At 69.1% G+C, this 19790-nt stretch carries 19 protein-coding genes; 11 read left to right on the top strand and 8 right to left on the bottom strand.

All coding sequences use genetic code 11. From position 1 onward, the window contains the following. Nucleotides 1–886: 886 nt before the first annotated feature. From BGO37_RS01070 to BGO37_RS01035, 8 genes are all read right to left on the bottom strand, one after another. Complete coding sequence (locus BGO37_RS01070) at nt 887–2140, bottom strand: CaiB/BaiF CoA-transferase family protein (RefSeq protein WP_291751304.1); 1254 nt, start codon at nt 2138–2140, stop codon at nt 887–889. Then, entirely contained in the window at nt 2137–3774 is a 1638-nt protein-coding gene (locus BGO37_RS01065) for an acyl CoA:acetate/3-ketoacid CoA transferase (protein WP_291751302.1), read from the bottom strand. Before BGO37_RS01065 ends, BGO37_RS01070 begins: the two co-directional genes overlap by 4 nt. Nucleotides 3775–3779: 5 nt before the next feature. Further along, nucleotides 3780–4556: an SDR family NAD(P)-dependent oxidoreductase gene (locus BGO37_RS01060; RefSeq protein ID WP_291751299.1), complete on the bottom strand. Its 777-nt coding sequence runs from the start codon at nt 4554–4556 to the stop codon at nt 3780–3782. After that, nucleotides 4553–5401 (bottom strand): ABC transporter ATP-binding protein, encoded by an 849-nt coding sequence (locus tag BGO37_RS01055; protein ID WP_291751296.1) that lies wholly within the window; start codon nt 5399–5401, stop codon nt 4553–4555. The genes BGO37_RS01060 and BGO37_RS01055 overlap by 4 nt, the downstream gene beginning before the upstream one ends. Further along, on the bottom strand, nt 5398–5913 hold the full coding sequence (locus BGO37_RS01050; RefSeq protein ID WP_291751294.1) for a MaoC/PaaZ C-terminal domain-containing protein: 516 nt from the start codon (nt 5911–5913) through the stop codon (nt 5398–5400). Before BGO37_RS01050 ends, BGO37_RS01055 begins: the two co-directional genes overlap by 4 nt. A gap of 41 nt (nt 5914–5954) precedes the next feature. Then, a complete protein-coding gene (locus BGO37_RS01045; protein ID WP_291751292.1) occupies nt 5955–7064 on the bottom strand; it encodes an ABC transporter substrate-binding protein in 1110 nt (369 codons plus the stop codon). Between the two features lie 129 nt (nt 7065–7193). Then, a complete protein-coding gene (locus BGO37_RS01040) occupies nt 7194–8060 on the bottom strand; it encodes an ABC transporter permease (protein ID WP_291751289.1) in 867 nt (288 codons plus the stop codon). A gap of 406 nt (nt 8061–8466) precedes the next feature. Then, entirely contained in the window at nt 8467–9405 is a 939-nt protein-coding gene (locus BGO37_RS01035) for a Gfo/Idh/MocA family oxidoreductase (RefSeq protein WP_291751287.1), read from the bottom strand. Between the two features lie 117 nt (nt 9406–9522). Between BGO37_RS01035 and BGO37_RS01030 the strand changes: the two genes are divergently transcribed. The 11 genes from BGO37_RS01030 (at nt 9523) to BGO37_RS00980 (ending at nt 19282) form a co-directional block, all read left to right on the top strand. Next, nucleotides 9523–10533: an NAD(P)-dependent oxidoreductase gene (locus tag BGO37_RS01030; RefSeq protein ID WP_291751285.1), complete on the top strand. Its 1011-nt coding sequence runs from the start codon at nt 9523–9525 to the stop codon at nt 10531–10533. Next, on the top strand, nt 10530–11492 hold the full coding sequence (locus BGO37_RS01025; RefSeq protein ID WP_291751282.1) for a DUF4862 family protein: 963 nt from the start codon (nt 10530–10532) through the stop codon (nt 11490–11492). Before BGO37_RS01030 ends, BGO37_RS01025 begins: the two co-directional genes overlap by 4 nt. Further along, nucleotides 11489–12241, top strand: coding sequence for a GntR family transcriptional regulator (locus BGO37_RS01020; protein WP_291751279.1), 753 nt, complete (start codon nt 11489–11491; stop codon nt 12239–12241). Before BGO37_RS01025 ends, BGO37_RS01020 begins: the two co-directional genes overlap by 4 nt. Beyond that, nucleotides 12238–13005 carry an SDR family NAD(P)-dependent oxidoreductase gene (locus tag BGO37_RS01015; RefSeq protein ID WP_291751276.1) on the top strand — a complete coding sequence of 256 codons (768 nt, stop codon included), beginning with the start codon at nt 12238–12240 and terminating at the stop codon, nt 13003–13005. Before BGO37_RS01020 ends, BGO37_RS01015 begins: the two co-directional genes overlap by 4 nt. Beyond that, nucleotides 12989–14047 carry a sugar phosphate isomerase/epimerase gene (locus BGO37_RS01010; protein ID WP_291751274.1) on the top strand — a complete coding sequence of 353 codons (1059 nt, stop codon included), beginning with the start codon at nt 12989–12991 and terminating at the stop codon, nt 14045–14047. The genes BGO37_RS01015 and BGO37_RS01010 overlap by 17 nt, the downstream gene beginning before the upstream one ends. Next, on the top strand, nt 14044–14820 hold the full coding sequence (locus BGO37_RS01005) for an SDR family oxidoreductase (protein ID WP_291751272.1): 777 nt from the start codon (nt 14044–14046) through the stop codon (nt 14818–14820). Before BGO37_RS01010 ends, BGO37_RS01005 begins: the two co-directional genes overlap by 4 nt. Nucleotides 14821–14939: 119 nt before the next feature. Then, on the top strand, nt 14940–15698 hold the full coding sequence (locus tag BGO37_RS01000; RefSeq protein WP_291751270.1) for an SDR family oxidoreductase: 759 nt from the start codon (nt 14940–14942) through the stop codon (nt 15696–15698). A 44-nt stretch (nt 15699–15742) separates the two neighbouring features. Continuing rightward, nucleotides 15743–16411, top strand: coding sequence for a bifunctional 4-hydroxy-2-oxoglutarate aldolase/2-dehydro-3-deoxy-phosphogluconate aldolase (locus BGO37_RS00995; protein WP_291751268.1), 669 nt, complete (start codon nt 15743–15745; stop codon nt 16409–16411). After that, nucleotides 16408–17442 carry a sugar kinase gene (locus tag BGO37_RS00990; RefSeq protein ID WP_291751266.1) on the top strand — a complete coding sequence of 345 codons (1035 nt, stop codon included), beginning with the start codon at nt 16408–16410 and terminating at the stop codon, nt 17440–17442. The genes BGO37_RS00995 and BGO37_RS00990 overlap by 4 nt, the downstream gene beginning before the upstream one ends. A gap of 62 nt (nt 17443–17504) precedes the next feature. Then, nucleotides 17505–18404 (top strand): sugar phosphate isomerase/epimerase, encoded by a 900-nt coding sequence (locus tag BGO37_RS00985; RefSeq protein ID WP_291751265.1) that lies wholly within the window; start codon nt 17505–17507, stop codon nt 18402–18404. Nucleotides 18405–18505: 101 nt separating this feature from the next. Beyond that, a complete protein-coding gene (locus tag BGO37_RS00980; RefSeq protein WP_291751262.1) occupies nt 18506–19282 on the top strand; it encodes an IclR family transcriptional regulator in 777 nt (258 codons plus the stop codon). Nucleotides 19283–19790 lie beyond the last annotated feature (508 nt).

Here is a 19790-nt window from a genome sequence, read left to right as displayed (position 1 = left end):
CGAGACGACGCCAGTCGACTCGATCCGCGGCGAGACGGGCGAGCCTGCCGTCGTGCTGCAGGGGGTCGTGGGTTCGAGTCCCATCAGCTCCACGTTTGGGCAGGTCAGAGGCCGCTTCTCCGGGTGGAGGGGCGGCCTTCTTGCTTGTCGATGGCCAGAAAGTGGCCACAAAGTGCCCGCGTGGCCGAAGGCTTCGGGGTGCGGGTGAGGGCGTGACCTGGGTGTACGCGTTGCCGCCGGAGCGCGAGAGTTGAGCCCGTGGCGCGCGCGAATGGGGTTCGAGTCTGCAGGTGCGCTGGTCAGCGATGCGAGACTTGAGTCCTGCGGAGGATCGTCGGGTCGGGTGGGGCCTGACCCCGTGAACCGTGTGGATTGGCGGAAACACTGTCACGGTAGCGGCGGTGCAGGTCCGGGGTGGCCGGCCTCAGTTCGAGCTGAGCGTACCGGCAGCCCAGCGATGGCGAGGGCTTTGGGCGACGGCGGCGCTCCTTCGAAACGCGAATTGATTCGTGAGTGGGATGAACCTCACACCAGGCAGCCGCCAGCGCGATGTCTAGCGCGGCCGACGGCTGTCGCCAATTCCATTGAGAGGTGACCCGTCTGGGTTTTCATTGCGGTGCTTGGTGTGGCCGAGCGTCGCATGCGAGTGTGGCCAAGTGATGGGTGTCGAACCGCTAGGCGCGATGGGTGTACCGCCGGTCAAGGCTCCGGTCATCGCCAGCCGTAGGGATTCGTTTGCATACCAATCGTCCTCCACCTCCCGGGCGAGTGTCGCAATCCGATGAAGAGCCATGGTTACCCGGGCGCGCATGTTGGCAATCAGGCTGGAGAGGTGAGTCATGGTGCCGACCTCCAAACGTCGCCGAAATGTTCGCTGCCTGCTGCTTCACCAGGCCGCGGGCCCGCCTGCCCTTAGTCGGGTGTTCTCGGATCCGACGACGCCGGTGGCCTGCAGGTCGATGATCGCTTGCTCCGAATAGCCAATAGCGGCGAGGATCTCCTCGTTGTGCTGTCCCACGGTCGGCGGCGTAGTGCGGAGTTCGCCGGGGGTCTCCGACAGTCTGATCGGATTGCCGACAAAGGCCATTGTGCCGACGTGGGGGACCTCGGCGCGGATCACAAGTTCGTTGTGCAGGACTTGTGGATCGGAGAAGACTTCCGGGTATTCATTGACCGGCGCGACCAGCACGTCTTCGGCCTCGAACCGGGCGAGCGCATCGACGAAAGTCAGCCGCTCGACTCCGGCGGCAACGAGGTCACGCGTCTCGATGAGGTGCGCGAGCAGCCCTTCGTTGTCCTGGAAGCGCGGGTCGTCGCGGACCTCGTCGGGCAGACCGAGTGCCCGTGCGACGCGCTTCCACGGCTCGGTGACGTAGAACTCGCCGATGAGTGCGATCCAGCGCCCGTCCGCGGTGCGGTACTGGCCGTACAGCGCGGTGTTGTGGGCGTGGGCGATACCGGCCGGGGGGCGGGGGTAGCTCTGGCCGGTGTTGAGGTAGGTGGTGCCCTCCTGGAGGTGGCTGACGACCGCGGCGTTGAGAAGGCAGGTGTCCACCACCTGACCGCGCCCGGTGCGTTCGCGGGCTGCCAGCGCGATCATCATTCCCTGCGCGAAGTGCAGGGACGCCATGTAGTCGGCGATGAAGGTGCCGGCCGGGGTCGCGCCGCCCTCCGCGCTGCCGGTCAGGGCCATCAGGCCCCCGATCGCCTGTGCGGCGAGGTCCTGGCCGCGCCGGTGGGTGTAAGGACCGGACTGCCCGTAGCCGGAGGCGTAGGCGACGATGATCCGCGGGTTGACGGTCGACAGCGCGTCCCAGCCCAGGCCCAGCCGGTCCATGACACCGGGCCGGAAGTTGCTGGCGACGATGTCGGCTCCCTTGGCGAGTTCCATGATCAGCGCGATGCCGCGCTTGCTCTTCAGGTCGACGCTCAAGCTCTTCTTGTTCCGGTTGGTTGCCGACCAGTGCGGGCTGTAGCCGTCGGCGACGGTGGGGAACTGCCGGCGGCCGATCTCGCCAAGGTCGATGCGCTCGACCTTGATCACCTCGGCGCCGAAGTCGGCGAGGACCTGGGTGCCGCACGGGCCTTGCTCGAGCTGGGTGAAGTCGAGGATGCGGATGCCCTCGTAGGCGCCGGTCACAGTGGTCTCCTTACTCGTCTGCCCGTGTCTGCGGGCGACAGGACGAGACCCATGGGCCCCGCACGGAACAGTCGCGCGTCCATGAGCGCCGGGGGCTGGGGAATGACGGGCTCGAAGCCCATCTGGTCCAGCACGTCGCGGCGGAGGTTGATGCCGGGGGCGACCTCGATCAGCTCGACCCCGTGCGCGCCCAGCTGGAAGACGGCTCGCTCGGTGATGTACAGCACCCGCTGACCCTGGGCGTGGGCGCGGGCTGCGCTGAAGGTGATGGAAGGCACCTGTTCGACGAACTTGCCGTAGCGGCCGTCGCGCCGGATGCGCACCCCGGAGTCATCGACGTCGACCTGAAGGTCGCCGCCGCGAAAGGTGCCGCAGAACAGCACGGTGCGCGCCTTCTGGCTGATGTCGATGAAGCCGCCCGGCCCGATGGGGGTGTTGCCGACACGGGTGACGTTGACGTTGCCAAGGCGGTCCACCTGCGCGAACGAGAGTCCAGCCAGGTCGAGAGCGCCGCCGTCGTAGAGGTCGAACTGGCTGGTCATGTCGATGATCGCGGCCGGGTTGACCGCGGTGCCGCTGTCCAGGCCGATCCCCGGCAGGCCACCGAAGATCCCCTGCTCGACGGTGAGCGTCAGCTGGTCGAGCACCCCCTCTTCGAGAGCGACGTACGAGATGCCGTTTGCCATGCCGACACCGAGGTTGGCCAGCTGCCCGGAGCGGAGCTCCATCGCGGCTCGCCGCGCGATCACCTTGCGGTGGTCGAGGCCGAGCGTGGGCACCTGAGTCGGTGCGTTGCGACGAGTGCCGGTGCGCCGGGGGTCCTCGCGCGTCACCGGGGTCTGGTACGGGAAGTCGGTGAGGACCACATGGTCGACGAGTGCGCCGGGCACGCGCACCTGGGCGGCGGGGATCGTGCCCGCGTCGACGATGCGCTTGACCTCGGCGAGCACCAGTCCGCCGGAGTTGTGCGCGGCCTGGGCGATCGCGAGGTTGTCGCTCGACGCGGCCTCGTCGCCCATCGTGAGGTTGCCGGCGGAGTCGGCGTCCGTGGCCCGGATCAACGCGACGTGGACGGGGAACGTGGGGTAGTAGAGCCACTCGCGTCCGTCGAGGGTCAGCACGCGGCTCAGACCGTCGGCGGTCACCTCGTTCATCCGGCCCCACTGCTGGCGCGGGTCGACGAACGTGTCGAGGCCGATGTCGGTCAGCAGGCCCGGCCTTCCCGCCGCGATCTCCCGGTAGAGCAGGGTGATGGTGCCCGCGGGCAACCCGATGGCCTCCACCTCGCCGCGGGCGATCAACGCCTGCTCGGCGGGGCTCAGGACGAAGTGCGAACCGATGAATCGGCGCACCAAGGCGCGCCGCGCCAGGTGGTCGACCCCGCGACCGAGGTGGTCGCCCAGACCCATGACGTGGACCACGTCGAGGTCGACGGGTCCGCCTGTGGCGGCGAACCGGCGGCCGATCGCCGACAGGAGCGTCTCGGGCACCTGCAGCAGCGAGCCGGAGCCGCCGACGACCACGCAGTCGCGATCGCGCACCAGGTCCGCCGCGGCGGCGGCGTCGATGACCAGGTCTTCGCGGCTCCGACCGGCGCCGGTGCCGAGGGTCATCGTGTCGTGGGGGGCGACCATGGAGGTCACAGCATCACGTCTCCGCCGCAGACGTGGATGCATTCGCCGGTGATGTACGAGGCGTCGTCGGACAGCAGGAAGGCCACCGCGGCAGCGACGTCCTCGGGGCTACCGGCTCGGCCTAGCGGCACGCTCGCGATGCGCTCGGCGCGCGCGGCGCCCGGCGCGCGCCCGGTCAGCGCGGACAGGCGCAGGTCGGCCTGGTCCCACAGGGCGGTGGCGACGATGCCGGGCGCGACAGAGTTCACCCTGACCCTGCGGGGGGCCAGGGCCAGGGCGAACGACTTGACCAGGCTGAGGATCGCCGCTTTCGAGGCCCCGTAGTGGGGGTAGAACGGCGCGCCGACACGTCCCTGGATCGAGGCGATGGCGACGATCGCCGCGCCGTCCGGCATGAGGCGGGCCGCCTCCTGCAGGCTGAGCATCGTCCCGCGGGCGTTGACCGTCATGACCAGATCCCACTCGTCGACGGGCAGCTCGGTCGCCCGCTGGAACGTCTGCACGCCGGCGTTGGCGACGAAGTAGTTGACGGGCGAGTCGGTCACAGCGCGGATTGCCGGTCCGAGCGCGGCCACGCTGTCGGGATCGGCGATGTCGAGCCGGACGGCGTCCGCCCGCCACCCCTCGGCGGCGAGGCGCGCGGCCGCCGCCGAGGCGGCGGTGACGTTGAGGTCGGCGATGACGACGTGCGCGCCGTCTTGGGCCAGCCGTGTGGCGATGCCCTCGCCCACGCCCTGCGCGCCACCGGTGACGACTGCGACGCCGTCCAGTGCAGCCCTCACGAGGCCGCGTCGTTCTGCGTCGACCTCTCGATGCCGTGCAGCACACCCATCTCCTGGAAGCGGCGGTAGATGCGGTCGACGTAGTAGGAGAAGTCGGGGGACTCGCCGAGGACGATGGGCCGCGGGCGGGGCAGTTCGACATCGATCACCTCGACGACCTCGCCGGGGCTGGGGCTCATGACGAAGATGCGGTCGGACAGACCGACGGCCTCCTCGACCGAGTGCGTGATGAACACGACGGTTGGACGTCGCCGAAGCCACAGCTGCTCGAGGTCGGTACGCACCTGCAAGCGGGTCAGCGCGTCAAGGGCGCCGAAGGGCTCGTCCATGAGAATCAGCGACGGGTCGTGGACCAGTGTGCGGATGAGGGATACCCGCTGACGCATGCCGCCGGACAGCTGCACGGGGTAGCGCTTCTTCGCGGACGCCAGGTTGAGCTGTGCGAAGAGCTCGTCAGAGCGCCGCTGGATCGTGTCCTTCGGCAGGCCGCGGATGTCGGCCTGGAGCATCACGTTCTCCTCCGCGGTGCGGAAGTCCAGCAGCAAGTGGTCTTGGAACGTGATGCCCACGTCGGTGATAGGGCCGGTGACTTCTTTGCCGGCAACGACGACATGGCCGGTGGTCTGCGGCTGCAGCCCGGCGATCATGAGCATCAGCGTGCTCTTGCCGCAGCCGGACGGGCCGACGACGGACACGAACTCCCCGGCCCGGATGTCCATCGAAACGCTCTTGAGGGCCCGGAACGGTGTGGCCGTGTCCTCGCCGAAGACCTTGGTGACGTTGTCGATGGTGATCGTCGAGCGGCTGAGCCCCTGCTCGGCAGGCGACTGGGTCGCGGTGGTCATGCCGGTGTTCCTTCCTTGGCGGATTCGTTCGAGCTTGCCGCCACAGCGGCCAGAGGCACCTTCGAGACCAGTACGGTTTTGCGGCCCTTCTGGAGCAGGCGCCCGTCCTGGTCGACGAGCTCGACGTCGAACGTGACGATGGCCTGCGTGGGGCGTGACTTGCTGTCCCGCATCTCGGCGATCACGTAGTTGACGAAGATCGTGTCGCCGACGTAGATCGGCGCGACGAAGCGCCAGTCGCCTATGCCCAGGAAGGCAATGATCGTCTGCCGGAGTTCGCCGGTGCGCGCCCACATCAGGCCGTGCGCATAGGCAAGGCCCAGCATTCCGTGGGCGACGCGGCGTCCGAACTGACTGGCCTTGGCGTAGACGTCGCTGGTGTGGAGTTCGGAGTAGTCGCCGGTCAGGCCGGCGAAGCCGACGAGGTCGGCGTCCGTGATTGTCCGGCCCGGACTGCGGAAGGAGAGCCCTACGTGGAGGTCCTCGTAGGTGTACCCCAAGATCGATGCCATCGGGTGGCTCTCCTTCCGCAATCCAGTGTCGATGATCGTCGTCAGCTCAGCGGGCAGACCGGAAGCTGGTTGTCCGGCGGCAGGTAGTCGTACGTGTAGTACTTGGTCGGGTCGACGCCCTTGTCCAGCAGGCCGACGGAGGACAGGAGGTCCTGCGTCTTGGTCCAGGCGTCCGGGGTGGCCTTGCCGAGGTACTTGGCGCCGTTGGCGCACAGCAGGTTCCCGTCGAGTGTTGCCTGCAGCTCCTGGAGGGACGTCTTGGACGGCTCACCGGCGCCCCAGAGGGTCGTCAGGTCGTCGACAGACTTCTGCGGGTTCTTCGCCGCGAAAGCCCAGCCCTCGAGAGAGCCGGCCACGAAGGCCTTGACGGCGTCGGCGTTCTTGGCCGCCCAGTCCTTGTTGGCGAAGATCGAGGTGCTGACCGTGGCGACGCCATGGTCAGCGAACATCGCCGTGAACAGGGGCTCGGTGCTCTGCGCCTGGACCTGCACCTGGTAGGTGTCGATGCTCCCAAGGATCGCGTCAACCTGGTGCTGCAGCAGCGATTGCGTCAGCGATGTGGCCGCGATGTTGACCAGCGTGACGTCGCTCTCCTTCAGTCCGTTCGCCGCGAAGAACAGCGGCAGCATCGACGCCTGAGACGACGGGATCGGCGTGCCGACCTTCTTGCCCTTGAGGTCGGCGATCGACGAGATGCCGCTCGACTTGAACGCGATGACCTCGTTCGGGTTGGACTGCAGAATCGTGCCGACCACCACGAGCGGCGCACCCTTGGCGATGAGCTGCGTCGTGGCGGCCGAGTCGGCGTAACCGATGTTCGCCTTGCCGGAGGCGACCATCTGGGCGGTCGTCGATGAACCCGTCCCGGCGATGATCTTCACGTCGAGGCAGTGGTTCTTGTAGAACCCCTCCTCGACGCCGGCCGCGAAGCCGGCGTTGGAGCCGTTCGGCGGCTGCTGCAGCTGGAACTCGAACGGCGAGATCGACGCGCACGCGGCCGCGGTCGCCGACGCCTCGCTGGTGGCCGCACCGGTGGTCTCGGCGGGGGCCGTGGTGCCGGTGGCGGTGGAGGGACTGCTCGAACACGCGGCAAGCGCCAGTGCGGCGACGACGATGCTCGCCGCAGCCAGGTGCCTGTTCACCAACTTCATGGGACACTCCTTTGTTGGTCTGCGGACCCACGACGCCGTAGGCCCGACTCGCGGGTCACTTACTGCGAACTTGCTGGTACTGCAGATCACGGGGTGCCGGTCGTGCCTCGGCCGGCACCCCTTCCTTGTTCAGTTGGCCTTCGCGCGCTGCCACGGCGTCATGACGTACTGGACGAACTCGACCAGGTAGTTGATGGCCACGCCGACGATCGTCATCAGCACGAGGACCGCGAACGACTCGGGCATGTCCAGCGTGGTGGTTGCCTGGAGCATGACGTAGCCAAGACCGCTGTTGGAGCCGACGAACTCGGCGACGATGGCGCCGGTGACGGCGAGGGTGGCCGACGTCTGCAGGCCCGAGAAGATGATCGGCAGCGCCGCCGGGAAGCGCAGGTGCCGGAACGTCTGCCACGTGCTGGCGCCCATCGACTTGGTGAGGTAGAGCAGCCGCTTGTCGAGGATGCCGAACCCGCTGATGCTCGCGATGAGCAGGGGGAAGAACGTCATGAGGATGGTGAGCAGGAGCTTCGAGGTGAAGCCCAGGCCCAGCCAGACGATGAACAGCGGTGCCACGGCCACCTTGGGCAGCAGCTGGAGCACCATGATCGGCGGATAGACGATCTGCTTGGCGGCCCGGGACTGGGAGATCGCCAGGCCGAGCGGGATGGCGATGAGGATGGAGATCCCGTAGCCCGCGCCGATCTCGGCGAGGGTCGTCTGGCTGTGGTGCCACAACCGCGGCCAGTTGTTGAAGATGTCGGCGAAGACAGACCACGGGTCCGGCAGCAGGTACTGCGGGATCTTGAAGGCCCAAACGGCGCCTGCCCAGACAAGGACGATGCCGATGAAGGTGGCGACGGGCACCACGGACCAGATGCGCCGCCTCAGCTTCTGCCGCCCGACTGCAGCGATGCGCTCGGGGTCGTGCAGGAACTGCTCAACCTCGTCGTGCTGACCCGCTGCAGCCACGGCGGGCTGGATTGCCGACGAAGACATCTGATCGCTCCTTCGAGATCCCGGTTTGTATATAAACACTGACTGGAGTGGCTGATCAAGCCGGTATCGCCGCGGCGGCGTGCGCACCGTGTCGTCGCCGCCATCGGTGTTCGTGCGGCCGGCCGGTCGGGCGCCGCGCCCCGCGTGAGGTGCCTTCGCCCCGGGTCAGGCAGTGGGGCTGGAGACCGTTGCGGCGTGCCAGGCGCACCGCCGTGGCCGCGCCGTCGATGGCAGGGAGCTTGCCGTGGGACTCACGGGTCGCGCCCGACCGGCGCACGCCGTTGTCGGCGAGTCGCTCTCGGTTCATCGCAGCCACCCTGCTGTCGCGGGTGCGTCAGCAGACCGCACCACTTCGTGCCAAGAATGTAACGCTGTTACGGCAGCATGGTGCTGGCCGCCGAGCCTGTCAAGTTCGCGCCGGCGTGGGCGTGGCGACTCCGCCGGTGCCGCGGTCGCCGCGCAGCTGGGACCGCGCCTCGTCGATGACCGCCGCCATGGTGACGGCCGACTCCAGGCTGCATGCCGCACCGCGGGACGAGGTCGCCCGCGTCCCACGCACACGTCCGAGCAGGTCGTCGAGCATGCCTGTGTAGGCGGCAACGAAGTCGACCGCCTCGGGGTTCCGGTAGCCACGCACCCTGCCGTCGCCCGACAGTGTGATGTCTTCGTTCGTGCAGGTCACGTCGGCGAGCAGGTCGACGACGGCGACGGTCTCGCAGCCGTCGGCGTGTGTCAGCCGCAGGTCGAGTCTGCCGTGAGCCGGGGCTTCGGCCCGGATCGTCGCCACGGGCCCGGCCAGGTACTCAGCCAGGCCGATGATGTGGGGTCCGACGTCGATCAGGGGTCCGGCCTCCCGTCGCCAGTCGCCGGCGCCCGGCGACCCTGGCCGCATCCCCGCGGACATCCAGCCGTAGCGGATCGCGCGCCAGCGGTGTGCGGAGACTGCGTCGAGCCACTCGCGGCGGGCGGGGTCCCACAACCGGGAGAGAAAGACCGTCGATTGCACCCCAGTTGATGCAACGGCGGCCGCCAGGGCCTCGCAGCCCAGCGCGTCCTCGGCCGCGGGCTTCTCCAAGACAAGGTGCACCCCGGCGCGTGCTGCAGCCGCGGCGAGCGCGGGCTGTGCCTGCGGTGTGACGGCCACGGAGACCAGATCGACCGTCGCGAGGAGGCGCTCCAGGTCGTCGTAGGCGGGGATGGCGAACTCGTCGCCAACCGCCCAGGCTGTGTCGCCCCGCCGACCCCAGACGCCGACGAGGTCGACCTGAGGGTGGGCCGCCAGAGCCGGCAGGTGAATCTTGCGGGCCCAGGAGCCGGTGCCCAGTACCGCTGCGCGGAGCGTCATGGCTGTCAACCTCTCTTTGCATGAGGATGCCGGATAATATATTGTCGCGCTAGTTGGGAAACAAGGAGTCCGCATGCACGGCGTCGCCGAACCTGGCAGGCCACCGAGGTGGTCCGAGTGACCGGCTATCGCGTCGCGGTGACCGGAGACCAGGTCCGTGACGACGGGTCGAGCATCTTCGGGGACCTCGGCCTGCAGCGTCTGCGGGACGCCGGGCTGGACTGGAAGGTCGTGCCCGTGCCCGGTGCGAGGATCTGCGCCGAGCAGGTCCTCGGTTTCGACGCGCTACTGCTCATGGGTGACCGCGCGGTCGACGCGACGACCCTCGCAGGCGGACGCCTGCGTCACGTGGCGCGCTTCGGTGCTGGCTACGACCAGGTGGACATCGCCGCGTGCACCGCGGCCGGCGTCCTCGTCACCAACACTCCGGACGGGGTCCGAGTGCCGATGGCGCACGCGGCGCTGACGATGGTGCTGGCGCTGGCGCACGAGCTGGCGCCGAAGGACCGCCTCGTACGCGAGGGTCGCTGGGACCAGCGGGCCTCGCACCAGGGTCGTGGCCTGATCGGCGCCACCGTGGGCGTCGTCGGGGTCGGCAACGTCGGGGCAGAGATCGTCCGGACGTTCCGGCAGTTGGGCATCAGCGTGGTTGCCTACAACCGCACGCCGCGGCCCGAGGTGCTGGAGCCGATCGGCGTACCGCAGTTGCCGCTCCTCGAGGTGGCTGCCGCATCGGACTTCCTTGTGGTCGCCGTCGCGGCCACGGCTCAGACCGTGTGCCTGATCGACGCCGACGTCTTGCGTGCCATGCGACCCGAGGCGTACCTGGTCAACCTCTCGCGCGGCATGGTGGTCGACGAGCAGGCGCTGGTGGCGGCGCTGCGCGAGAACCGGTTGAGGGGAGCGGCGCTCGATGTCTTCCGGCGGGAACCGCTGCCGCTCGACAGCCCGTTGCTCACCCTCGACCGGGTGCTGCTCAGTCCGCACTCGTTGTGCTGGACCGACGGCTTCGCCCGCGGGGTCGCCGACTCGGCCCTGGGCGCCCTGATCGACGTCGCCCAAGGACGTGTTCCCCCACACCTGGTGAACCCGGACGCCCTGACGTCCGCGGGAAGGAGCAACCGATGACCGGCTTCGTTCTCGGCGCGTATGTCGCCGCACCGCCGGGATTCTTCGACGACGACGACCTGGCCCGCGGGTGGTTCGGCCTTCTGCGGGACGAGCCGCTGGTGGGTGGCCTGGAGCTCGCCTGGGACCGTGAGCTGTTCGCCGATGGGGCTGGCCGTCTGGCTGGGCTGGTGGACCCGGGCTGGAGCTCGGTCGTGACGATGATGGCCGGGGTCTCCGCGCGCCTGAGCGCCGACTCCCGCTACGGGCTAGCGTCCGCCGATGAGCCGTCGCGGCTGCTCGCCGTGGCCGACGTGACCGCGGCACACCGCGAGATCATGGCGCTCCGGGCGCAGCTGGGCCCCCACGCGGTGCGGGCGATCCAGATCCAGTCCTCGCCGTCTGCGTCGGCCGGGGCGTCGCCTGACGCGTTCACGCGGTCCCTGCGCACCGTCCTCGAGCTCGGCTGGGACGACGTGGCCGTGGTGGTCGAGCACTGCGACGGCTCCGACGGGGTGCAGCCGCAGAAGGCGTTCCTGCCGCTGCGCACCGAAATTGAGTGCCTCCAGCACGCTGCCGGGCTCGCCGCCCACGGTGCACGCAGCGGGCACAGCGTCAACTGGGCCCGCTCGGTCATCGAGGCCCGTTCCGCCGACGGAGCGGAGCAGGCGATCCGCACGCTCCAGGACGAGCGCGCGCTGACCGGCCTGATGTTCTCCGGGGTGGCCCCGGTGGCGACAGCCTTCGGCGGGGAGTGGCGGGACTCGCACCTGCCAGTCGCCGACGGCGGTGACGGCTCCGAGCCCGCGTCGCTGCTGACGTCCGATCGGGTGGCACGCGCCCTGGCTCTCGTCGGGTCCGACGTCGACTACGTCGGTGCGAAGGTTTCGGCCCGCAAGGTAGCCGGCCTCGCGCTGCGGGAGCGGTTGGCGCCGAGCCTGGCGACGCTGCGTGTCATGGCGGAGACGGTGCCGGCGTGACCAGAAGGACAGTCCAGGCAGCGTCGGCGCGGCTCGACGGGGTCGGCGAGGAGTCGTCGCGCATGCTCTCGGAGCGGGTGTACCGCTCCATCATGCAGTCGGTCAGCCGCGGTCAGCTGGCGCGCGGTGCACCGCTGCGGATCGAGGAGCTGGCGCGCCGGCTCAACGTCTCGCCGACGCCGGTGCGTGAGGGGCTGACCCGACTCGAGGGCACCGGGCTGGTGGTCCACGAGCGTCGCAAGGGCTTCCGCGTGGCGCCCCCGCTGACGGCGGAGCAGTTCGAGAAGCTGATGGACGCCCGGGAGGTGCTCGAGGTCGGCGCCGCGGGACTGGCTATCGCCTCGGGGGACCCGGCGTTCGCTTCCACGCTGCGTGGCGCACTGGCGGCGCAGCAGGCGGCGGTCGAGGCGTTCGACGCCATGTCGCCGCACGGTGACGCGGTCGACGACCTGGCGTGGGCGGTCATCGACGCCGACGTCGCGTTCCACCACGTGATCTTCAGCCGTACGCACAACCCGTTCGTCGGGCTGATGGCGGAGGCGCTCAACGGACAGACCCACCGCGTCCGGCAGTCGGCCGAGCACGGAGTCTCGGACTCGAACGAGGCGCTCAGTGAGCATGCAGCCATCGTGCGCGCTGCTGACTCCGGTGACCGGCAGGCAGTGGAGAGCGCCATGCGGATGCACCTTCGGCTCGTGCGAGCACGCGCGCGCCGCGACCTTGACGGCGATCGAGAGGACGGACAGTGACCAGCAACTACCCCGTGGAACGCACGGCGGTCATCACAGGGGCGGGTTCCCCACGCGGTATCGGCGCCGCAGTCGCTCGGCGACTCGCCGCTCACGGCTGGGCGGTGGGCCTCTTCGACCGTGACGGCGAGCAGCTCGCGGCGCGGGCCGAGGAGCTGCGTAGCTCCGGAGCGCGCGTCGTCCCGGCCGAGGTGGACGTCACCGACCCCGACCAGGTTGACGCTGGAGCAACCGCTGTCGAAGCGGTGCTGCCGCCGGTGCTGGCGGTCGTCAACGTCGCCGGTATCAGCGACCCGACGAAGTTCGTCGACACCGACCTCGCTCGGTGGAACCGGGTGATGACGGTCAACGCCACCGGAACGTTCCTCGTGATGAAGCGGTTCACACCCGGCATGGTCGGCCGCGGGGTCGGACGCATCGTCAACCTGTCATCGACCGCGGCCCAGACCGGGGGCGGCACCTACAGCGCGACCGCCTACGCCGCCTCAAAGTCGGCGATCGAGGGTCTGACCCACGGCGCGGCGCTCGAGCTCGCGCCCACGGGCGTCACCGTCAACGTCGTGTCGCCGGCGGTGATCGACACGGACATCATGGGTGGGCGCATCACCGATGACCGGCGCCCGTTCTTCGTCGCCGGGCTGCCCGTCGGCCGGCTTGGGACCGTGGACGAAGTCGCCGCGGCCATCGAGTTCCTCGTTGGGCCCGACGCTGGCTACATCACCGGCGCGCACTTCAACGTCAACGGCGGTGCCCGAATTGGCTGACCCGCGCACGGTGACGGCCAGCCTGGCGGTGCCGCGGCGTGTCCTGGACCGTCAGACTGCAGCGGCGATCTTGGACGACGCCCTGGTCCCGGCCGACGCCGGACTCGACGCCGAGAGCTGGCCTATCGGGGCGGCGATGCTCCAGTTCCCGTCGGTGGCCCCTGGAGGCAAGAGTGTCCGCGACGCCGGGCCCGACCACTGGCATCGGCAGCTGCGGCGCCTGCGTCGCGAAGGCTTCGGCCACGTCGAGATCCCCAGCGCCTGGCTGCCCATTGGCGAGATGACGTCCGACGAGCGAAGCGCGCTGGTCGCGGCGCTGGCGGACCTCGACCTGTCCATCTGTGCCACCTCGATGGTGCGCATGAGCGTGATCGACCCCGACCCGGCGCGGGCGGACGAGAACGTGGCCGCCACCCATCGGGGCATCGACGCGGCGGCCGAGGTGGGTGCACCCCTGGTCTGCCTGGGCCTGCACGAGGCCCTGTTCCCCGAGCAGACTGCGGTGCCCTGGTTCTGGACCGTGCCCGGGCCGGCCAACCCACCGGACCGCGTGCTGTGGGACCGTGCCGTGGCACGGTTCCGTGAGCTGTCCGAGCACGCGCGCGCGGTCGGTGTCCAGCTGTCGATAGAGGTGTACGAGGGCACGTTCCTCGGCGACGCCGACTCGGCCGTGGCGTTCATCACGGACATCGACCGCGACAACGTCGGTCTCAACCCAGACCTCGGCAACCTGGTGCGCGCGCAGCGGCCGATCGAGCCCTGGGAGGCGATCGCGGTCAAGCTGCTGCCGCTGGCGAACTACTGGCATGTGAAGAACTACGTGCGGATCGAGTCGCCCTTGGAGGACGTCTTCTACAGCGCACCGGCCACCCTTCCGGTGGGGCTGATCGACTACCGCAAGGCGGTCCGCTACGCCATCGCCCAGGGATTCCGTGGAGCGTTCCTCGCCGAGCACTACGGCGGCGATGGCCTAGGCGTCTCGGCGGAGAACGCCCGGTACCTGCGCGGCCTGATTGCCGATGCGTTGGAGGACCAGTCATGAGTGTGGCGACGTCCGCGGTGCGGGGACCGCAGTTCCGTCTGGACGGACAGGTGGCGCTCGTCGTGGGTGGGGCCAGCGGTATCGGCCGGGCCGGGGCGCAGGCGCTCGTGGCCGCCGGTGCCCGGGTGTACATCGCTGGACGACGTCTGGACGTCGGCCGGCAGACGGCCGAGGAGATCGGCGCCCGCTACCTGCCGTTGGACGTGACGGACGGGGCGTCTGTCGACCGGGCGGTCGCGGACCTGCTGGCCGAGGCAGGGCAGCTCGACGTCGCGGTGAACGGCGCGGGCACCGGCCTCAACAAGGCCACGGAGGAGACGGCCGACGAGGAGTTCGCCATGGTCGTCGACACCAACTTCGGCGGTGTGTTCCGGTGCTGCCGGGCCGAGGCGCGGGCGATGCTGCCTCGCGGGCACGGGGTCATCGTCAACATCGCGTCGATGTCCGCCTACGTCGTCAACCACCCGCAGCGGCAGGCGATCTATAACGCGTCCAAGGCGGCGGTGCTCCACTACACCCGGTCGCTGGCGGTGGAGTGGGCGGACCGTGGCATCCGCGTGAACTCGATCTCGCCGGGCTACACCGAGACCGCCCTGACCGCCGTCAGCCGGTCCATCCCGGAGCGACTCGCCTCGTGGAACGCCAAGACACCGCTCGGACGCATCGCCACTCCCGAAGAGATCGCCGGGGCGATCGTCTACCTGGCCAGCCCCGCGAGCAGCTTCGTGACCGGCACGGACATCGTCCTCGACGGCGGCTACCGCCTCTGGTAGGGCGGCCGCGGGGTGACTTGACAGGGCCATCCGAGCCGAGCATTGTTGCTGTAACAGCGTTTCACTTATGGCGGACGCTGAAGTTCCGCCCGATCCCCTGTGACAGCAAGGTGGCTGCGATGTTCCGTGACCTGTTCGCTCTCGACGGCAAGCTGGCTCTGGTCACCGGCGGCTCCGGCGGCATCGGTCGGGCGGCGGCGCAGGTCCTTCAGGAGCTGGGAGCGCGGCTCGTCATCACGGGTAACAACGAAGACCAGCTCAAGGAAGCCGTCGGGGAGCTGTCGACCGGTGGCGACGTGACCGCGCTGTACGGGGATGCGCGCGACGGTGACCACGTGTCCGAGATCGTCTCGACGACCGAGCGACTCGGTGGCGTTGACGTTCTCGTCAACTCGATCGGCACGCAACGGCGGATGCCGCTGCTGGAGGCCACCGGGGCGGACCTCGAGTTCCTGTGGTCGGTCAACATGGGCAGCGTCTTCACCCTGACTCAGCGGCTGCTGCCGCAGATGGTCGCCAAGGGCTACGGCAAGGTCATCCACATGTGCTCGATCGTCGGATCGGTTGTGGCCGTCGAGGACAAGACGATGTACGCCATCACCAAGGGGGCCCTGACGCAGTACACGCGTAGCTCGGCACTCGAGCTTGCGAAGTTCGGGATCCGCGTCAACGGTCTGGCGCCTGGGTACGTCGACACGCCGATGACCCATGGCTACATCCACTCCGAGCGGGAAGAGGAGTTCCTCTCGGTGATCCCGCTGCGCCGGTTCGCCGACGTGCGTGACCTGCAGGCCGCCTTCGCCTACTTCGCGACCCCTGCCTCCGATCACGTCACGGGGCAGGTCCTCGTCATCGACGGCGGCGAGACGCTGCGCTGACCGGACTCCTCGTATCGGCTCGAACCAAGAACTGCGGAGGACCAGTGGACAAGCACACAGTGGCCGCGGCGGACGTTCTCGATCAGATGGTCGAGTGCGGCGTCATCGCCGTCGTTCGGATGGACCACAGCGACAACCTCGTCGGCGCGGCACGGGCACTGGCGGCCGGAGGCGTACGGAGCATCGAGGTCACCATGACGACGCCGGGAGCCCTCGACGTCATCGCACAAGCCAGCCGTGAGCTCGCCGGCGAAGTCCTGATCGGAGCCGGGACCGTCCTCCGGGCCGACCAGGCACGCCTGGCGGTGGCCGCAGGAGCCGACTTCCTTGTGGCGCCGATCGTGGATCCCGACGTCATCGCCGCCGCGGCCGCCGCCGGCGTGGCCATGGTTCCGGGAGCGCTGACCCCGGGCGAGATCGACCGGGCGATGCAGCTCGGCGCCACGCTCATCAAGCTCTTCCCGGGAAGGGTGGCGACGCCCGGCTACTTCAAGGACGTACTCGGACCGCTGCCCGGTGCCCGTCTCCTGCCCACCGGCAACGTCGATCTCACGACGGCCCCGCAGTACATCCAGGCTGGCGCGGTGGCCGTGGGGGTCGGCAAGGCTCTCGTCGACGCTGCCGCCGTGGCCAACGGCGACTGGGAGGCGCTCACCGAGCGCGCCGCAACGTTCACCGCCGTGGTTCGCGAGGCGAAGCAGGCGCGAAAGTGAGCGGCGCCGGAGTGTTCGTCGGCTTCGGGGACCTGCTCATGCGGCTCGAACCACCCGCCTCGCAACGCGTCGTGCAGAGCTCAGAGTTCCGGGTCGGCTTCACCGGTGCCGAGGCCAATGCTGCGGTGCTGCTGGCCAACCTCGGTGTGCCCACCAGGGTGGCCTCGAAGGTGCCGGCGTCGCCCGTCGGTCAGGCCTGCGTCAACTTCCTGCGCCGCTACGGCGTCGACACGTCGACGATCGTTCGGGGCGGTGAGCGGCTCGGCATCTTCTTCGTGGAGACCGGCGCCGCCCAACGGGCGTCCACGGTGATCTACGACCGTGCGCACTCCTCGTTCGCCACCTCCGCGGCGGAGGACTACGACTGGGCGACCATCCTGGACGGCGCCCGCTGGCTCCACTTCTCCGGTACGGCTCCAGCCCTCGGCGAGTCGGTCCGCGGCGCGCTCCGGGAGGGTCTGCAGACGGCCCGCGAGCGAGGCATCACGGTCAGCTGCGACCTCAACTACCGGGCCCGAATGTGGAGCCCAGCGCAGGCGCACGACGAGATGACCCGTCTCGCGCCGTTGATCGACGTCCTGTTCGGCAACGAGGAGGACGCCGCGACGGTGTTCGGCATCAGGGCCGAGGGGAGCGATGTCACCAAGGGCGAGCTGCCCGTCGAGTCGTACCAGAAGGTGGCCGAGCGGCTGATGGATACCTTCGGCTTCGGCGTGGTGGCCACGAGCCTGCGGTCGAGCGTCTCCGCCTCCCACAACCGCTGGGCCGGAATGATGTCCAGCCGCGATGGCCACTTCGTCAGCCGGACCTATGACATCACGCCGATCGTCGACCGCGTCGGCGGCGGCGACTCGTTCGCTGGTGGCCTGATCTTCGGCCTGATGCGGGACGACGCCCCGCAGGACTGCGTCGAGTTCGCCGCCGCGGCCTCCTGCCTGAAGCACTCGATCCCCGGCGACCTCGATCTGGTGTCCGAGGACGAGGTGCGGGCGCTGGTCGGTGGGGACGGATCCGGGCGGGTGCGCCGCTAGACAGGAAGGTCCGGGCGACGCTGCCCGGGCGCTGTGAATCTCATATAAGGAGAAGGACCACCATGCGCGGGATGCTCGGCCACACCCTTGGCACCCCTGATCTGACGCTTCGGGAGGCGCTGGAGCTGTTCCGGAGCGCGGGTCTGGACGGAGCGGAGATCATCTGGCAGGACGGCTACAAGTCGGCCATCCCGGAGCACGACGACGGCTCGACTGCCGCCGCGGTGCGCCGGTGGGCCAAGGATCTCGGCCTGGTCGTCGGCGGGCTGACCCCCTACGTGCAGGGCATCAACAGCCTGGATGACGCAGAGCGAGGCGCCGACATCGCCCGCCTGACGCGCTGCATCCGCGTCGCCGAACAGCTGGACTGCCACCGCATCCGCATCTATGGTGGCGCGTTCTCCACCGACGAGCATCGCGCACACGAGCAGGAGATGTGGGCTCGGCTCGTCGACTCCCTCGGCGAGCTCGGCACGATCGCCGCCGAGCACGACGTTGTGCTTTGTGTGGAGAACCACTTCAGCACCATGACCGAGTCGGCGGCGCAGACCATCAGGCTGATGCATGAGGTCGACCTGCCGAGCGTGGGCATCCTCTACGACCAGGCCAACCTGACGTTCACCCACTGCGAGGGCTTCGCCGAGGCGATCGCGCTCCAGGCGCCCTGGATCAAGCACGTCCACGTCAAGGACATGGAGTGGATGGATCCCAACCGGCGGTTGCGCACCGCCACGGTCGCGCAGATCCAGGACGAGGACCGGGTCCACTGGTCGCGCATGATCGGTGAGGGCATCATCGACTGGCCCGCGGTCGTCGCGGCGCTGGACGCTACCGGCTACGACGGCTTCTTCTCCCTCGAGTACGAGTACCGGTGGAACCCGGCCGACCTCCCCGAACCGGCGGTGGGGTTCCCCGAGAGTGCGCGTCGACTCAAGGCGGCGATGGAGCACACGGCGGCGTGAGTCCGCCCCGACCGGCGCGGTCGGCTGACGTACGATCACCAGCGGCCGCGCTGTCGCGACGCTTGGGAGGGAGTGGGGGCTTGTCCAACCTCAGTCGCGCGATGTCCATCCTGGAGGCCCTGGCGGACGATCCTGCTGGCGTGCGGGTCACCGACCTGGCCGAGCAGATGAACGTCAATCGGGCCATTCCGCACCGACTGCTCACTGAGCTGTGCGAGCTCGGCTACGTCGTCCAGGATCCGGACAGTGAGCGCTACCGGGCCACGCTGAAGGTGGGCAGCTTAGGACTGCGGGAGCTCGAGCGGGCGAACGTCATGGACTGGGCCCAGGAAGGTCTGGCGCGTCTGGCTGCGCAGTCCCAGGAGTTGGCGCGCGTGTCGATCGCGTCGAACTCGACGCTGCGCTTCGTCGCCCAGGCGCAAGGCGCCAGCGGCTCACTGATCGTCAACAGCCCGCTGCGCGCCGAGCTCGCCCTCCACGCGACGGCCTCTGGCAAGGCGTTCCTGTCTACCCTGCCGTGGGACGAGGTGAAGGAGATCCTCGGCCGACGCGGAATGCCGGGATTGACGGTGGAAACCCACACCGACCTCAGGTTCCTCCAGGAGGACTTGGCCAAGGTACGGGCCGACGGCTTCGCGATCGTCGAGGAGGAGGCCGAGCAAGGGATCAGTGCGGTGGCCGTGGCGATCGTGCCGCCGCAGTCACCCCTGGCGCGGGCGGTCGGGTCTGTCAGCGTTGCCGGCCCCAACGTGCGCCTGACGCTGCCCAGGCTGCGAGACCTGGCGCCCACCGTCGCGGAGACGGCCGACCGGCTGGCGAGGACGTGGCACGTGTTCGAGTACTTGAGAGCGGTGTCAGAGCCGCCGTCCAGGTTGTGACGAGTCGCAAGCCGGATTCGAGAGCCATGTCGAGCTGCGTTGGGGGCATCGGTTGGTGTCGACCACGTGAGAGTCCCTTTGCGGTCCGTCATCTGAGTATGGCGATGGCCCCCGCCGATGCTCGGCCGCGTTTTGGAGCCGCATGGCAGGTGGTGGAAGATGCGCGGCCCGGGACTGTTCCTGGTTCGGAGGGCCGCACGCTGGCATCGGTGAACGTTGACCGGGGCGGCGGGCATGGGATTCGGGTGGACAAGAAGTGGCCAGGAACTCCGCGCGAGGTGGACCCAGCCAGGTCGAGACAACCCGGCCCAGGTCGATATCGTGGAGGCGTCACAGCGAGCAGATCTCGGTCGTGGCCGAGGCCAGAGCGGAGAAGGTCCGAGACGACGCCAGTCGACTCCATACGCGGCGAGAAGGGCGATCCGGGCGTCGCGTTGCAGGGGGTCGAGGGTTCGAGTCCCTTCAGCTCCACGTTTGGGCAGGTCAGAGGTCGTTTCTCCGGGTGGAG

Source organism: Cellulomonas sp. 73-92 (assembly GCF_001898175.1).
Classification (GTDB): Bacteria; Actinomycetota; Actinomycetes; order Actinomycetales; family Cellulomonadaceae; genus Cellulomonas.
Note: the sequence above shows the minus strand (reverse complement) of the source record. Positions and strands in the feature narration are given on the sequence as shown.

Coding starts and splice junctions, on each gene's coding strand:
- BGO37_RS01065 (WP_291751302.1), bottom strand. CDS start 3,774: ATGGTCGCCCCCCACGACACGATGACCCTCGGCACCGGCGCCGGTCGG.
- BGO37_RS01055 (WP_291751296.1), bottom strand. CDS start 5,401: ATGACCACCGCGACCCAGTCGCCTGCCGAGCAGGGGCTCAGCCGCTCG.
- BGO37_RS01050 (WP_291751294.1), bottom strand. CDS start 5,913: ATGGCATCGATCTTGGGGTACACCTACGAGGACCTCCACGTAGGGCTC.
- BGO37_RS01045 (WP_291751292.1), bottom strand. CDS start 7,064: ATGAAGTTGGTGAACAGGCACCTGGCTGCGGCGAGCATCGTCGTCGCC.
- BGO37_RS01040 (WP_291751289.1), bottom strand. CDS start 8,060: ATGTCTTCGTCGGCAATCCAGCCCGCCGTGGCTGCAGCGGGTCAGCAC.
- BGO37_RS01035 (WP_291751287.1), bottom strand. CDS start 9,405: ATGACGCTCCGCGCAGCGGTACTGGGCACCGGCTCCTGGGCCCGCAAG.
- BGO37_RS01025 (WP_291751282.1), top strand. CDS start 10,530: ATGACCGGCTTCGTTCTCGGCGCGTATGTCGCCGCACCGCCGGGATTC.
- BGO37_RS01005 (WP_291751272.1), top strand. CDS start 14,044: ATGAGTGTGGCGACGTCCGCGGTGCGGGGACCGCAGTTCCGTCTGGAC.
- BGO37_RS01000 (WP_291751270.1), top strand. CDS start 14,940: ATGTTCCGTGACCTGTTCGCTCTCGACGGCAAGCTGGCTCTGGTCACC.
- BGO37_RS00985 (WP_291751265.1), top strand. CDS start 17,505: ATGCGCGGGATGCTCGGCCACACCCTTGGCACCCCTGATCTGACGCTT.
- BGO37_RS00980 (WP_291751262.1), top strand. CDS start 18,506: ATGTCCATCCTGGAGGCCCTGGCGGACGATCCTGCTGGCGTGCGGGTC.